General features: G+C 73.5%; 14 protein-coding genes. 6 read left to right on the top strand and 8 right to left on the bottom strand.

Going from position 1 to position 14289, the window contains the following annotated elements; translation table 11 throughout:
* Nucleotides 1-64: 64 nt before the first annotated feature.
* The 5 genes from mraZ to BAY60_RS17920 form a co-directional block, all read right to left on the bottom strand.
* Nucleotides 65-496, bottom strand: a complete 432-nt coding sequence (gene mraZ / locus BAY60_RS17940; RefSeq protein WP_112282041.1) for a division/cell wall cluster transcriptional repressor MraZ — start codon at nt 494-496, stop codon at nt 65-67.
* A 357-nt stretch (nt 497-853) separates the two neighbouring features.
* Nucleotides 854-1603 carry an ESX secretion-associated protein EspG gene (locus tag BAY60_RS17935; protein ID WP_112282040.1) on the bottom strand — a complete coding sequence of 250 codons (750 nt, stop codon included), beginning with the start codon at nt 1601-1603 and terminating at the stop codon, nt 854-856.
* The gene (locus BAY60_RS17930) at nt 1600-2169 is read right to left on the bottom strand and encodes a PE-PGRS family protein (protein ID WP_112282039.1); all 570 of its coding nucleotides are present in this window, start codon (nt 2167-2169) and stop codon (nt 1600-1602) included. Before BAY60_RS17930 ends, BAY60_RS17935 begins: the two co-directional genes overlap by 4 nt.
* Nucleotides 2170-2706 (bottom strand): DUF3558 family protein, encoded by a 537-nt coding sequence (locus BAY60_RS17925; protein WP_245992594.1) that lies wholly within the window; start codon nt 2704-2706, stop codon nt 2170-2172.
* 4 nt (nt 2707-2710) lie between these two features.
* Nucleotides 2711-3085: a hypothetical protein gene (locus tag BAY60_RS17920; protein ID WP_112282038.1), complete on the bottom strand. Its 375-nt coding sequence runs from the start codon at nt 3083-3085 to the stop codon at nt 2711-2713.
* Between the two features lie 259 nt (nt 3086-3344).
* Here BAY60_RS17920 and BAY60_RS17915 point away from each other — a divergent pair, with 259 nt between their 5' ends.
* From BAY60_RS17915 to BAY60_RS17905, 3 genes are read left to right on the top strand one after another with little or no spacing between them, the layout of a single operon-like run.
* Nucleotides 3345-4430 (top strand): AAA family ATPase, encoded by a 1086-nt coding sequence (locus tag BAY60_RS17915; RefSeq protein ID WP_112282037.1) that lies wholly within the window; start codon nt 3345-3347, stop codon nt 4428-4430.
* Nucleotides 4431-4483: 53 nt separating this feature from the next.
* Nucleotides 4484-5755: a DUF58 domain-containing protein gene (locus BAY60_RS17910; RefSeq protein ID WP_112282463.1), complete on the top strand. Its 1272-nt coding sequence runs from the start codon at nt 4484-4486 to the stop codon at nt 5753-5755.
* A complete protein-coding gene (locus tag BAY60_RS17905; RefSeq protein WP_112282036.1) occupies nt 5752-8238 on the top strand; it encodes a transglutaminase TgpA family protein in 2487 nt (828 codons plus the stop codon). Before BAY60_RS17910 ends, BAY60_RS17905 begins: the two co-directional genes overlap by 4 nt.
* 217 nt (nt 8239-8455) lie before the next feature.
* Here the strand turns inward: BAY60_RS17905 and BAY60_RS17900 are convergent, their stop codons facing one another.
* The 3 genes from BAY60_RS17900 to BAY60_RS17890 all read right to left on the bottom strand — a co-directional run bounded on the left by BAY60_RS17900 (nt 8456) and on the right by BAY60_RS17890 (nt 11124).
* Nucleotides 8456-8860, bottom strand: coding sequence for a DUF3040 domain-containing protein (locus BAY60_RS17900; RefSeq protein ID WP_112282035.1), 405 nt, complete (start codon nt 8858-8860; stop codon nt 8456-8458).
* A gap of 208 nt (nt 8861-9068) precedes the next feature.
* The gene (dinB, locus tag BAY60_RS17895) at nt 9069-10325 is read right to left on the bottom strand and encodes a DNA polymerase IV (RefSeq protein ID WP_112282034.1); all 1257 of its coding nucleotides are present in this window, start codon (nt 10323-10325) and stop codon (nt 9069-9071) included.
* A 37-nt stretch (nt 10326-10362) separates the two neighbouring features.
* Nucleotides 10363-11124 carry a methyltransferase domain-containing protein gene (locus tag BAY60_RS17890; RefSeq protein WP_112282033.1) on the bottom strand — a complete coding sequence of 254 codons (762 nt, stop codon included), beginning with the start codon at nt 11122-11124 and terminating at the stop codon, nt 10363-10365.
* Between the two features lie 67 nt (nt 11125-11191).
* Here BAY60_RS17890 and BAY60_RS17885 point away from each other — a divergent pair, with 67 nt between their 5' ends.
* The 3 genes from BAY60_RS17885 (at nt 11192) to add (ending at nt 14084) form a co-directional block, all read left to right on the top strand.
* Nucleotides 11192-12133: a ParA family protein gene (locus BAY60_RS17885; protein WP_245992593.1), complete on the top strand. Its 942-nt coding sequence runs from the start codon at nt 11192-11194 to the stop codon at nt 12131-12133.
* Nucleotides 12134-12139: 6 nt separating this feature from the next.
* On the top strand, nt 12140-12943 hold the full coding sequence (locus BAY60_RS17880; RefSeq protein WP_112282032.1) for a DNA-formamidopyrimidine glycosylase family protein: 804 nt from the start codon (nt 12140-12142) through the stop codon (nt 12941-12943).
* Nucleotides 12944-13073: 130 nt separating this feature from the next.
* Nucleotides 13074-14084, top strand: a complete 1011-nt coding sequence (add, locus tag BAY60_RS17875; RefSeq protein ID WP_112282031.1) for an adenosine deaminase — start codon at nt 13074-13076, stop codon at nt 14082-14084.
* The last annotated feature ends 205 nt before the right edge of the window (nt 14085-14289 follow it).

Here is a 14289-nt window from a genome sequence, read left to right as displayed (position 1 = left end):
CTCGTCCCCCTCACGGCCGGGCAGAACCCGCGCCCCCCGACAGCGCGGGTGCCGGTGCCGGCCGTCAGAACACGCCGGGCAGGATCTCCTCCTGCGCCTTGGCGTAGTTGTCCTCGTTTTCCTCCAGGTAGCCCTGCCACGCCTGGGCGTCCCAGATCTCCAACCTGGTGATCGCGCCGATCACCACGCAGTCCTTGCTGAGCCCGGCATAGCGCCGCAGCTCGGAGGCGATCGCGATGCGCCCCTGCCCGTCGGGCCGTTGCTCATCGGTGCCGGCGAACAGGTACCGCTGATACGCCCGCACGGCCTCGTTCGTGAACGGTGCCTCCGCGACCTTGCGGGCCATCTGCTCGAACTCCGCGCGCGGGAAGACGTACAGGCAATGATCTTGTCCCTTGGTGATCATCAGCCCACCCGCCAGCGCGTCACGGAACTTCGCGGGCAGCGTCAGCCGCCCCTTGTCGTCCAGCTTCGGGGTGTGGGTGCCGAGGAACACCGGCCACCACCTCCCCTACCGACCAGTGCCGAACCCACGAGCGCGGATCCTGCCGAGATCGGCCACGAGGCTCCCTTCCGCCCCACTGAGCACCACCGTACCCCACTTTCCGCCACAGTCAACGGCGAAACAGCCCGATCGTGCGCATGCTCGCGGAGTTTTCCCAGGTCAACAGGGTGGGGTGCGGGTGGGGCTCCGTGGGGGGCCATCGCCGCCGTGGGTGATGCCGAGCCCGCTCCGGGCGTCCGCGGGACGCCACCGGAGGCGCCGACGAGCGGTCACCGGGGTCCCGGTGGTGGATCGTGGGGGATGCCGGTGGTGGGACGTGGGGCGGCCGGCACCGCCGCGGGAGGTCGCTCAGGCGTCGAGCAGGTCGGCGAGCCGCGACGCCAGGCGCTCGTGGTCGGCCGGAGCGACGCTGACCCAGTCCTCGCCGCCCCTGCCGAGCGCGACCGTACCCAGGTAGGCACCGACGTCGGTGACGAACCAGCTGAGGCCGCCCAGCCTGCGCAGCGCGCCGTCGCGGCGCACCCGCACCGAGAACTGCCCCGCGCCCAGCACCGGCCGCGCCTGGATCGCCAGCACCTCCCGGAGCTGCTGCTCGAAGGCGCGGGAGCCGCGCGAGGCGCCCTGGCCGTACACCGGATCCTGCGCGGCGCCGCCCAGCGCCGCAGACGGCAGGCTCACGCCGTAGCCCGGCCCCGGCTCGAAGGCGGGCAGCACCCCGACCGCGGCGGAGAACAGCTCACCGTCGCGGACCGCCTCGAGCCCGATCGTGCGCTGCGGCTGCACGGCCAGCACGCCCTGTGCGCCGCGCACGGCGGCGACCGCCCGCACCGGCTCGGGCTCGTTCACGTCCAGCATCGCCTCGCACTCGACGTACACCGACGCACCGGCCAGCAGGTCCAGCCGCTCGCGCAGCGTGGCGTCGAGCTCGCCGCCGGAGTGCAGCCCTCGCTCGGCGAGGTTGGCGTAGACGTCGCGCCGGATCGCGGCACGTTCCGCGTCGGTCCGCCCGACGCTGCGCACGGCCAGCGGCGACGGCGGCAGCCGGTGGCCCAGGTCCGACCACAGGATGTCGAAGGCCGACGCGGAGACGCGGATCACGGTGAGCCCGAGGTCAGCGGAGGCGGTGCCGAGAACGACACGTCCGGCAGGGCGGAGGCGAGCGCCTCGTCACGCGCGTAGAGCACGTCGACGGCCCGCTGCCGGGCGGACTCCGCCTCGGCCGCGCGCGCCGTCAGCGCAGCGGACAGCCCGGCGAGCGCGAGGATGCTGCCGCTCGACGCGGCGTCGCGGATCATCGCCGCCGGGTCGTAGCCCACCGGCTCCGGCATCTGTGCCCTCGCGCGGGCCGCGGCCTCGGCCTGCCTGGCCACGGCGTCGCCCACGGCAGCCGACGCGACGGCGGTCTCGGCCGACCAGTGCGCGGCGCGGTCCAGTACCGCGCGCAGGGCCTCACCCGCGGGACCCTGCCACAGCTGCTCACTCGACCCCGACAGCGTCACGAGCTCGTCGATCGAGTCGTGCAGCTGCCTGCCCAGCTCCGCCCAGCCTGCGCCGATCTCCCCGGCCTCACCCGGCTCGTTGCCGGTCTCCACCTCGGCCTTCAGTTCCTCGTGGGAGTAGCTTTCGTACCGCCGCCGCTCGCCGGGCGCCGCCGCCTCGCTCATCTACAACCTCGCCTCGATCAGGTCGGCCACCGTCCGCGCCCGGTCGCAGGCCAGCGCGGTGTCACTGAAGCTGCTGTTGCTGACGTCGACGTGCACACTCGCGGACTCGCCCGTGCCGAGCAGCACCGCACAGGTGCCGTCGTCGGCCTGCTCGTCGGCCACCCGCAGCGCGTCGTGCGCGCCGATGCGCAGCGGCTCCGCCCTGCCGTGCTCCGTCCGGAGGTCCGCGAGGCCGGAGGTGCCGTCGACGGTGATCGTGACGCCGAAGGTGCCGGGTTCGGTGTAGTCGCACGCGCTGGCCTCGCCGACCCGCTTGGCCACCCCCGGCGAGGTGAGCCCCGCCGCCGACCGGTCGGCAGGGCCGAGCAGCGCGCACGGGTCGAGGGCGCCCCGGCTCGCGGCCGGTGCGGTGGCGGTGGTGGCGGAGGCGGACGCCGCGACGGGCGTGCCCGCCTCGGTGCGCGGCTGGCCGCAGGCCGTGCCCAGCACGGCGACGCCGGCACAGCACAGCAGCAGTAACGGGCGACGGATCGGCACGCCGTCAGCCACCGCCCTTGCAGTCGACGCCGTCGGCCGCCGCCTCGTCCTCGCGCTCGTAGCGCTCCAGCGCCACGGTGATCTGCGTCTTGAGGTTCTCCAGCTCCCGGCCGAACCGGGTCAGCGACGCGACGGCCGAGCCGTCGCCGTCGAGGCCGTACCTGGCCATGAACTCGCCGACCTCACCGGCGTACCCGCCGCCCAGCGGCACCGACCGGCCGAGTACCTTGGCCTGCCTGACCATCTGGCCCACGACGTCCTGCAGCTGACTCAGCCGCCGGAACGCGTCGGAGGCCAGCTCCGGTGAGACGGCGAAAGCCTCGGCAGGCACCGGCGACACCGCCGCTGTTCCGCCCGTCGTGACTGCCACCTCGGCCATCGCCCGCGCCTCTTTCGTAGCCGACCGGTTTCGCTCCGAGCATAGGTCAGAACCCACCGTTACCGGGAGCCCCCGGTTCCTCTCACCTGAACAGGGCAAGAACTATCGTGACAGTGCGTGAGCACGGGGTTGTGGCGCGCAGTTCGCCCGGGTTTGACACACTTCGTGGCAGGCTTGGGAAGGGCGACAACCAGCCCGGCACACGAATGATCACCACACGTTCGTGGCATGCGCGAGGGCTTCGGCACCAGGAGGTCGTGTGACGTCGAGAGCACAGTCTGCTTCAACCGCCGAACTCAGCGGGGAGCAGACACCCGGGCAGGTGCCCTACCGCCCGGGCGAGACGTATCCCAACGGCGCCTCCCCCGGGCACTCCCACCCCGCCGGGCTCGACGAACTGCACGACACCGCCCGGCGGATCGCGAACAACGTCGAGCGGGTGCTCGTCGGCAAGCCCGAGGTGGTGCGCATCGCGCTGGTCACGCTGCTCGCCGAGGGTCACCTGCTGGTCGAGGACGTGCCAGGCGTCGGCAAGACGTCGCTGGCCAAGGCGCTGGCCCGCTCCATCGACTGCACGGTCAGCCGCATCCAGTTCACGCCGGACCTGCTGCCCAGCGACGTCACGGGCGTCTCCATCTACAACCGGCAGCGGGCCGACTTCGAGTTCCGGCCCGGCCCGGTGTTCGCCAACATCGTGGTCGGCGACGAGATCAACCGCGCCTCGCCGAAGACGCAGTCGGCGCTGCTGGAGTGCATGGAGGAGCGGCAGGTCACCGTCGACACGACGACCTATCACCTCGACGAGCCGTTCATGGTGATCGCCACCCAGAACCCGATCGAGATGGAGGGCACCTACGCCCTGCCCGAGGCGCAGCGCGACCGGTTCACCGCACGCGTGTCGATCGGCTACCCGGACCCGCAGGCCGAGCTGGCCATGGTCGACGAGCACGCCGGGCAGAACCCGCTCAGCAGCCTGGAACCGGTGGCCGACGCGGCCACCGTGCATCGCCTCATCGAGGCCGTGCGGGGCATGCACATCGCGCCCGAGGTGCGCCAGTACGCCGTGGAGCTGGTCTCGGCCACCCGCCAGGTGCCGGAGCTGCGGCTGGGGGCGTCGCCCCGAGCGACGTTGCAGCTCGTGCGCGCGGCGCGCGCGCAGGCGGCGCTGTCGGGCCGCGAGTACGTCGTGCCGGACGATCTGCACGCCGTCGCGGTGCCCGTGCTCGCGCACCGGCTCGTGCTCACCACCGAGGCGCACGCCGCGCGCCGTTCGGCCGTCGACGTGGTCCGCGGTGTGCTGCACCGGGTGCCCGTTCCCCACGGCAACGGACTAGGCCATCGGTGACCCGGCCGGTCCATCCCGGTGAACCGCCCGCGCGGCAGGGCTCGCGGCAGGCGCTGTGGCGTTCGCTGTCCGGGCTGACCACACGCGGGCGCTGCCTGCTCGCGGCCGGTGTCGCCGCGGCCGTCTGCTCCGCCGTGCTCAACGAGCGCGACCTGCTGCGCGTTGCGGTGTTCGTCATCGCGCTGCCGCTGTTCGTCGCGCTGCTGGCGTCGGCGTCGAGGGTCCGGATCAGGGCCACGCGCACGCTGCTGCCCGACCGGGTCGCCGTCGGCGGGCACGGCGAGGTGCAGCTGGACCTCTGGCGCGGCGGCCGGCTGCCCGCCGGTGACGTGCTGCTCGAGGACGGCATCCCGTACACGCTGGGCTCCCGGCCCCGGTTCGTCGTGGAGCGGCTGCCGCACCACCGCAGCGTCGCCCTGCGCTACCCGGTGCAGCCGAGCCTGCGCGGCATCCAGCAGGTCGGCCCGCTGCGCGCGACGATCACCGATCCGTTCGGCCTGTGCGAGTTCGAGCAGGAGCTCATCGGCCACTCGCGGCTGGTGGTGGTGCCCAGGGTGACGAGGCTGTGGGGGCTGCCGATCGGCGCGGGCATCGGTGCCGGTGACGACGGCAGCATCCGCCTGCACGCCGGGCAGGGCGAGACCGACGTCGTGGTGCGCCAGTACCGGCAGGGCGACGACATGCGCAAGGTGCACTGGCGCTCCACCGCCCACCGCGACGAGATCATGGTCCGGGTCGAGGAGCGCCCGTGGCGGGGCGGCACGACCGTCCTGCTCGACCACCGCGGCGCCGCCCACCACGGCACCGGGTCGACGGCGAGCCTGGAGTGGGCCGTCGAGTTCGCCGCCAGTGTCTGCTTGCATCTGGGCCGGGCGGGCCACCGGGTCCGCCTGGTCAGCGAGCACGGCAGGGTGCTGGCCGACACCCCTGGCGGGGGCGGGCCCAGCCACGACAACATCGTGCTCGACGCGCTCGCGGCGCTGCAGCCCGCGCACGAGCGCGACATCACCACCGGGTTCGACCCGGCGCAGGGCCAAGAGCTGATCGCCGTGCTCGGCACGGTGAGCGCCGAGTCGGTGCACGAGCTGACCAAGTACCGGCCCCGCGGCACCCGCAGCCTCGCGGTCCTGCTCGACGCGCCCGCGTGGGCGGGCGACGGCGGAGCCGAGCACCGCGGGTCGACCACCGAGGAGTCGGCGACACTGCTGCGCGCGGCGGGCTGGGGTGTCGTGATCGCGGCGCCGGGCAGCCCGATGACGCACGTGTGGGGCGAGCTGTGCGGGACGATCGCGCCGGGCGCCTCCCTGATCGGAGGACCCGCGTGAGCGCCCCCGCCCCGCCGCGACCGCGCCCGTCCGCCCCGCCGCAGCCTCCGCAGGCGCCGCCGCCCGCTGCCGCGGGTGGCGTGCTCACGCCCGCGGTCGCCGGGCTGGCCACCGTGGCCGCCGCGACCTCGCTCACCGGCGTGATCCAGGGCTGGTCCTGGCTGGCCTACCTCATCGTGGCCACCGTCCTCGTCGGCTGCACCGGGCTGGCCCTGCGCTCGCTGCGGGTGCCCCCGCTGGTGGTCGGGATGGCCCAGCTGCTCGTGCTGCTGTTCCTCGTGATCGGCGTGTTCACACGCAGCGGGATCCTCGCGGTGATCCCGGGACCGGCGGCGCTGTCGGAGCTGAACGACGTGCTGGTGGCGGCGTTCGACGAGATCCGCACCGGGCTGCCGCCGGTGGAGCCCAGCACGCCGATCCTGTGCCTGGTCACGATCGCGATCGGGCTCGTGGCGATCCTGGTCGACACGCTCGCCGTGGCGGCGGCGGCGCCCGCCGCGACCGGGCTGATCCTGCTGTGCGTCTACGCGGTGCCCTCGGCGCTGGCGGGCGAGCTGCTGCCGTGGTGGACGTTCGCGGTGGGCGCCGCCGCGTTCGCGGGGCTGCTCGCCGTGGACGGCAGTCACCGGCACCGCCGCTGGCGCAACCGCAGCTCGCCGGGGCTCGGCGCCTCCCCCGGCTCGGCGTCCGCCCCGGTGACGGTGGTCGCCCTGTCGCTGGTGGTGGGCCTGGTGGCAGGCTCCACGGTGACCGCGATCGGCACCGAGGGCAGCCTGCCCGGCTCCACGCCCGGCGGCTCCCGCGTGCCGGGCGGACTGGGCGTGAACCCGTTCACGTCGCTGCGTGGCATGCTCGACCAGGGCTCCAACGTCGAGCTGTTCCGGGTCCGCGGGCTCGGCGACGACCGGCGCCTGCTGCGGGCGTTCACGCTCGACACCTACCGGCCGAACGAGGGCTGGGGCCTGCCCGAGGGTCCGATGCCCGCGGGCGTGCCCGCCAACGGGCCGCTGCCCGCGGCGCCCGGCGACGACGGCTACGGCGAGAGCCGGGAGATCCGCATCGAGCCGGTCAACTGGTACGACCTGTGGCTGCCGGTGTACGGCGCGCCGCGCGGGCTGCGCAACGTGTCCGAGGGCTGGTTCTACGACCGCACCAGCGGCACGGTGTTCCGTGAACGCAGGCAGCGCCCTGCGCCCTACTTCGAGATCGCGTCGCTGCGGGAGCCGACGAAGGCGGAGCTGCGCATCGCCGACCCGCAGACCGAGCAGCTGCCGCCGGTCTACACCACCGTGGACGACGTCGATCCGCGGGTGCACCAGCTCGCGCAGCGGCTCACCGCGAACGCGACCAACAACTTCGACCGCGCCGAGGCCATCTGGCAGTACTTCAGCCCCGCCAACGGCTTCGAGTACGACACCGAGACGGCGCCCGCCAACGACCCGGACGCGCTCGCGGACTTCCTCCTCAACGGCAAACGCGGCTTCTGCGAGCAGTACGCCTCGGCGATGGCCGTGATGCTGCGGTCGATCGGCATCCCCTCACGGGTCGCGGTCGGCTTCACCACCGGTTATCCGACCGGCGCCTACCGCAGCATCACCTCGCAGGACGCGCACGCGTGGGTCGAGGTGTACTTCGGCGATCAGGGCTGGGTGAGCTTCGACCCGACCCCGTTGTCCGACGGGCGCGGCTACATCCCGCCGTACCTGCAGCCGGACGACGTGTCCGGCGACCCGTCCTCCGGCGCCGACGACGAGGTGCCGACCGCCTCGTCGAGCGAGTCGTCGTCCGCCGCCGCGCTGCCGGAGGAACCCACGCAGGGCAACACCGCGCAGCCGCAGCGGCCGATCTACGCGGCGCCGTCCTGGGCGGGGTGGAGCGCGCTGGTGACGGCGCTGCTGGGTGTGGCGTTGCTGGCGGCGGCGGCCGTGCTCGGCAGGCGGGTGATCACCGGCAGGCACCGGTCCACCGTCCCGCCGGTGCCCCGCTGGGTCCGGCCGCTGGGCGGCGGGCTGCTGGCGCTCGCGCTGCTGCTGCTGGCCTGGCAGCTGCACTGGACCGTGGCACTGGCGCTGCTGGTGACCGCGGCGGTCGGCCTGGGTCCCGCCGCCGTGCGGGAGCTGGTGCGCCGGCGCAGGCTGCGCGTGATCGCCGCCCGCGAGCCTGCGGCCGCCAACGCGGCCTGGGACGAGTTGCTCGACGAGTGCGCCGACCGCGGGATCACCATCCCGCGCAGCGACACGGTGCGGCTGGCCGCGCAGAAGGTGGCGCAGCGCCATCACCTGGACGAACGCGGCAAGAACGACCTGCGCACGGTGGTCACCGTCGTGGAGCGCTCGTGGTACAGCCCGGCCGGTGGCCCGGACGCCGAGTTCGCGCGCGCCTTCACCGGGCTCCGCGGCGCCCTGCGGCGCAGCGCGCCGCTGTCCTGGCGCGGCAGGCTGCTCCCCCGCTCCCTGTTCCGCCGCCGCACCCCCGCCACCTGAGCCCCTCCGCGGAAAGCTTCCCCTGCGGCACCGTTCGATCCGCGGCGTTCCGCTCGGTTACCAGCGCAGAACTCGCGGGCCCGAACGCAGAACTCGCGGGCCTGGGTGCAGGACTCGCGGGCCTGGGTGCAGAACTCGCGGGGCGGGTGGCGGGCACGCACGACGAAGCAGGGCGCCGTGGCGCCCTGCTTCGTGATCGCTGTGGTTGCCGGAGGGGCTAGCGGTCGTCGAAACGCTGTCGGAAACGCTCTTCCATGCGCTGCGCGAAGGAGCTGCGGCGCGCCGGCTTTCCTGCTCCGCCGCCGCCCGCGCTCTTGGCTTCCGTCTCGCTCGGCTCCCCACGGGTTCGCATGGCAGTGACGGCGAGCAGGACCCCGAAGAACATCACCAGGAACCCGAGCACGCTCACGAGCGGGATCTCGGCAACCCGGAACGGCACCACGACGCCGAGCACCAGCAACGCGATGCCCACCACGAACAGGGCTATGCCCTGGATGCGCCTGCGGCGCGTCGGGCGGCGCATCCTGGCGCCACGTACCTGCGATGCGAACTTGGGGTCCTCGGCATAGAGCTCGCGCTCGATCTGGTCGAGCAGCCGCTGCTCATGCTCGGAGAGTGGCATCTTTCCTCCTCCGGCACAGCGTTGTCTCCGACCCCACTGGCGGGTGTCGGACCGCGCATCGTCGTGGACCCAACGACCCCCCGTTCGGGGCGTCACCACCAGGATACGAGCACCGCGCGCCGACGACTACCCGATCTCGCATCAAGCACGCAGAGATTTGCACGAAACGCCCCGATATGAGCGCCGAACTGGGATTTCGCCGGAGTCGTCACCCCTCATCGGGTGACAACAGTGACGCAGGACGCACAGCGGCGGCGCCGAACTTCGACCGGGCGACGTCGGCGGCGACTTCCGCCTCCCGCCACCGGGGCGCGCCACCGGACCCCGCCGGGGCGTCGAAACTCAGCTGCTCGCCCTCGTCCTCGCCGGACAATCCCTCGACGCGGACGCCGATCAGCCGCACCGCGGCGGTGGGCGCAGCCTCGTCGAGCAGCGCGACGGCGGTGCCGTGGATGTCCCTGGCGACGTCGGTGGCGGCGAACAGTGTCCTGGCGCGCGTGATGGTCCGGAAGTCCGCGAACCGCACCTTGATCGACACGGTGCGCCCGCGCAGGCCCTTCGCCCGCAGCGAGGCCGCCACCCGTTCGGACAGGCGCAGCAGTTCCCGGTTGAGGAAGGCGCGGTCGTGCTGGTCGACGTCGAACGTGCGCTCGGCGCCGAGCGACTTCTCCTCGCTGTCGGGCACCACGGGCCGCTCGTCGCGGCCGTGGGCGAGCGCGTGCAGGTGCTCGCCGAGCGCGGTGCCCAGTGCGCGACGCAGCCGCTCCAGCGGGGTGCGGGCCACGTCGGCGATGGTGTCGAGGCCGTGCCTGCGCAGGTTCTCCTCGGTCTTGCGGCCCACACCCCACAGCGCCGACACCGGCAGGGGGTGCAGGAACTCGAGCGTCCGCGCGGCGGGCACCACCAGCATGCCGTCCGGTTTGGCCATGCCCGACGCCAGCTTGGCCACGAACTTCACCGAGGCCACCCCCACCGAGCAGGTGATGCCGTGCTCGGCGGCCACCCGCCGCCGGATGAGCGCCCCGACGCCGGCCGGGGTGGTGCCCAGCCTGCGCAGCGCCCCGCTCACGTCCAGGAACGCCTCGTCCAGGCTCAGCGGCTCCACCAGGGGCGTCAGCTCCCGGAAGATCGCCAGCACACCCCGTGACACCTCGCTGTAGAGGCCACGGGTGGGCGGCAGGTACACCGCCTGCGGGCACAGCCGCCGGGCCGCGCCCACCGGCATCGCCGAGCGCACGCCGTAGCGGCGGGCCGGGTAGTTGGCGGAGAGCACCACCGAGCGCGGGCCCGCACCGGCCACCACCACGGGTCGGTCGGCAAGCTCCGGCCTGGTGCGCAGCTCCACGGCCGCGAAGAAGGCGTCCATGTCGACGTGCAGCACGCCGCAGCCGGTGTCGTCCGGCGTGGTGTCCCCGGTGGCCCTGAACCGGTCGTAGCCGTCCGGCAGGGCCGCGTTCCGTCCCATCGGCGCCAGGTTATCCCCGACTACCGACAGTTCCCGCTCACGCGGGGCGGCGCGCCACTGCGTGCAGCCTGCTGGCGATGTCGCGCAGCGGCGGCGTGGCGGAGGCGACCGCCTCGAAGTCCGCCACGTCCTGCTCCCACGACGACACCGCGTTGACCGGCTCGGTGCCGCTGGTGTGCACCAGGTCCGAGACCACCCCGTCGCCCTGGACCAGCTCCACGTCCAGGCCGGCGCCACGCAGCAGCGCCTCCAGCCGGGGGGTGTCGAAACGGCGCAGCAGCGTCTCGGCGTCGCCGGTGAGCACGCCGTCCGGTTCGGTGAGCAGGCTGCGGGCCTCGGCGAGCTTGCCCGCCAGCGCGCGGTGCAGCACCGCCGCGTGCCGGTTGGCGGTGAGCACCGACACCGCCCCGCCCGGCGCCACGGCGGCCGCGAGCGCCGTGACCACGGCGCCGGGGTCGTCCACGACCTCCAGCAGGCCGTGCGCGAGCACCAGATCCGCGGAGCCGTCCGCGACGTGCCTGCCGAGCGCGTCGGAGTCGTCGGCGACGACGGTGATCCGCGCGGACACGCCGACCTCGGCCGCCCTGCGCTCCAGCGTCGCCAGCGCGTTCGGGTTGGGCTCGACCACGGTCACCAGGCAGCCCGCCGAGGCGAACGGCACCGCCCACACGCCGCTGCCGCCACCGACGTCGACCACTCGCGGCTGCTCGGCGCCCCGGCCACGCGCGTCGCGCAGCTCGGACTCGAGCACCTTTCGCACGGCCGCCGACCCGTGACCGGCCGAAGTCTCCGTTCGCATGGACGGCAAGCGTAGTTGGGCACCTCGCGCGTTCTCCCAGTGACCGGGCACGGCTACGCTCGCAGGCGTGCACACGGTGGCCGTACTGAGCCTCAAGGGAGGCGTCGGCAAGACGACGGTTGCGCTGGGTATCGCCTCGGCTGCGCTGCGTAGGGGTGCCCGCGCACTGATCGGTGACCTCGACCCGCAGGGCAACGCCACCGCGACCCTCGACCCGCCGCTGACCGACGCGACGCTCGCCGACGTGCTGGAGACCCCGAGGCTCGCGGTGATCAACCAGGCCCTGGCCCCGAGCGCCTGGAGCGACCAGCTCGACGTGCTCGTCGGCGCGGAGGAGCTGGAACTGCTCAACGAGCCGGGCCCACAGAGCCGCAGGCTGGACAACCTGGCCCGGGCGCTCGACGAGCTGCGTGCCTCACCGCCGAGGGGCGAGCCGTACGAGCTGGCCATCCTGGACTGCCCTCCGTCGCTGGGCAGGCTCACCCGTTCGGCGCTCATGGCCGCCGACAGCGCGCTGTTGGTCACCGAACCCACGATGTACGCGGTCGCGGGCGCCGAGCGGGCGCTGGAGGCCATCGAGGCCGTGCGCGCCGAGCACAACCCGAGACTGCGGCCCGCCGGGGTGCTGGTGAACCGGCTGCGGGCCCGCTCCTACGAGCACCAGTACCGGATCGCGGAACTGCGCGAGTCCTTCGGCAGGCTCGTCATGCCGACGGCCATCCCCGACCGCCTCGCGATCCAGCAGGCGCAGGGCGCGTGCACGCCCATCCACGAGTGGAAGTCGCCGGGCGCGCAGGAGATCGCCCTGACCTTCAACATGGTGCTGGCCAAGATCCTGCGGTCGAGCCGCGCGGGCAGGCACCGCCTGGACGGCGACGAACCCGAAACCCCGCAGGCCCCGCAGGGCGAGGCCGACGGCGCCGGGCAGGGCGGCCACGCCCAGCCGCCTGCCGCCGGCGACACGGAGACCACCTCGGAGTTCCCCGCGGTGGTCGAGAACAGGCGCTGAGCTGCCGTGCCCGAGGGCGACACCGTCTTCCTCACCGGCAGGATCGTCGAACGAGCGCTGGCGGGCCACCGGCTCACGCACACCGACTTCCGGCACCCCGCACTGGCCACCGCCGACCTCACCGGCCACGAGGTGCTGGGCGTGCGCACCGTGGGCAAGCACCTGTTCACCCGGTTCTCCGGCGAGCTGAGCCTGCACAGCCACCTCAAGATGGACGGCTCGTGGCGCGTGTTCCGCCGCGGCGCACGCTGGAGCATGCCCGCACACCACGCGCGGGTGGTGCTCGCGAGCGACACCACGGAGGTCGTGGGCTTCCGGGTACACGACCTGGTGCTGCTGCCCACCGGAGAGGAGTCGCGTCTCGTCGGCCACCTCGGACCGGACCTGCTCGATCCGGAGTGGACGGACGCGCACGAGCAGGCCGCGGCGCGGGCGCTGGCGTCCCGGCCCGAGACCGAGCTCGGGCTCGCGCTGCTCGACCAGCGCGTCATGGCGGGCGTCGGCAACCTGTACAAGGTCGAGACGTGCTTCCTGCTCGGCGTGACCCCGTGGACACCGGTCGCCGAGGTGGACCCCGCGCGGGCGGTGGCGCTGGCGCGCAAGCTGTTGCGCGCCAACGCCTGGCGGCACACGCAGAGCACCACCGGCGAGCTGGCGCGCGGCAGGCGCACCTGGGTGTACGAGCGCACGCGGCAGGGCTGCTTCCGGTGCGGCAGCGGGGTGCGGGTGGCCACGCAGGGCGCGGGCACCCAGGGCAGGCCCACCTGGTTCTGCCCGCGATGCCAGCGCGGACCGGCCCCGCTGCGCTAGGATCGGCTGCCGTGGGCCTGTTCAAGCTGCCGCTGTACGGCAGTGACCGCGAGCGCGGCGACCTCGCTCCCTGACACCGCGCTGCCACCCGACCGTCCACCTCACCTCATCGTGGCCAGGGAGCCTTGCCATGCCCGAAAACCTGCGTGCCTTCGTCGCCGCACTGCCCAAAGTGGAGCTTCACGTTCACCTCGTCGGCTCCGCGAGCATGCGGACCGTCACCCGCCTCGCCCGCAGGCACCCGGACGCCGGGGTGCCTGCCGATCCGGCCGTGCTGCGGCGGTTCTACACCTTCCGCGACTTCGACCACTTCCTCACCGTGTACTGGGCGGTGCAGGCGCTGTTGCGCTCGGCCGCCGACATCCACGAACTCGTCGTCGGCCTCGCCCGGGACCTGGCGGCACAGAACTGCCGCTACGCCGAGGTCACCGTCACGCCGTACAACCATCTGCTCGACGGCCTGCCCGGCGACGACCTGCTGGCGGGCCTGGCCTCCGGGCGCGCCGCGGCGGCGGCCGAGCACGGCGTGGAGCTGGCGTGGTGCTTCGACATCCCCGGCGAGAAGGGGCCGGTGGCGGGCCGCGAGACGCTCGTGTTCGCGCTGCGCAACCGGCCGGAGGGGCTGGTGAGCCTCGGGCTGGGCGGGCCGGAGGTCGGCGTCGGCCGCGCGCAGTTCGCACCGTTCTTCACCGCCGCCAGGGAAGCCGGCCTGCACAGCGTGCCGCACGCGGGCGAGACGAGCGGGCCCGCCACGGTGTGGTCGGCGGTGCACGACCTGGGCGCCGAGCGGATCGGTCACGGCACGAGCAGCGCCGCCGATCCGCGGCTGCTGGCCCACCTCGCCGAGCACCGCATCGCACTGGAGGTGTGCCCGACGTCCAACGTGCGCACCCGGCAGGTGGAATCCCTTGCCGCGCACCCGATCCGGCGGCTGCTCGACCACGGCGTGCCGGTGACCCTCAACACCGACGACCCGCCCATGTTCGGCGCCACGCTGAACGGCGAGTACCTCGCGGTGGCCGAGACGCTCGGGCTGCGGCGCGCGGAGGTCGCGCAGCTGGCTCGCAACGCCGTGCACGCGTCGTTCGCGGAGGATACCCGCAAACAGGCCCTGCTGGCCCAGCTCGGGGGCGTCGCCTGAGTGACGCGAAATCCTGTTGCCGGGCAACGGAGTCCTGGCCTAGCGTTGCGGTACACGAGAAAGGAGGTGGTCCGACGTTGAACAGCTATAGGACTCGTGAGGTGGCTGTCCGCTGACGGACAGCACACGGACCACCGTGTGACGTGTGTCTGTCGGTGAATACCAGGCAGTCACCGGCCCCCTGACGCTCCCGAGTGCCGGTCCG

It is taken from the genome of Prauserella muralis, from assembly GCF_003202285.1.
GTDB lineage: Bacteria > Actinomycetota > Actinomycetes > Mycobacteriales > Pseudonocardiaceae > Prauserella_B > Prauserella_B muralis.
Note: the sequence above shows the minus strand (reverse complement) of the source record. Positions and strands in the feature narration are given on the sequence as shown.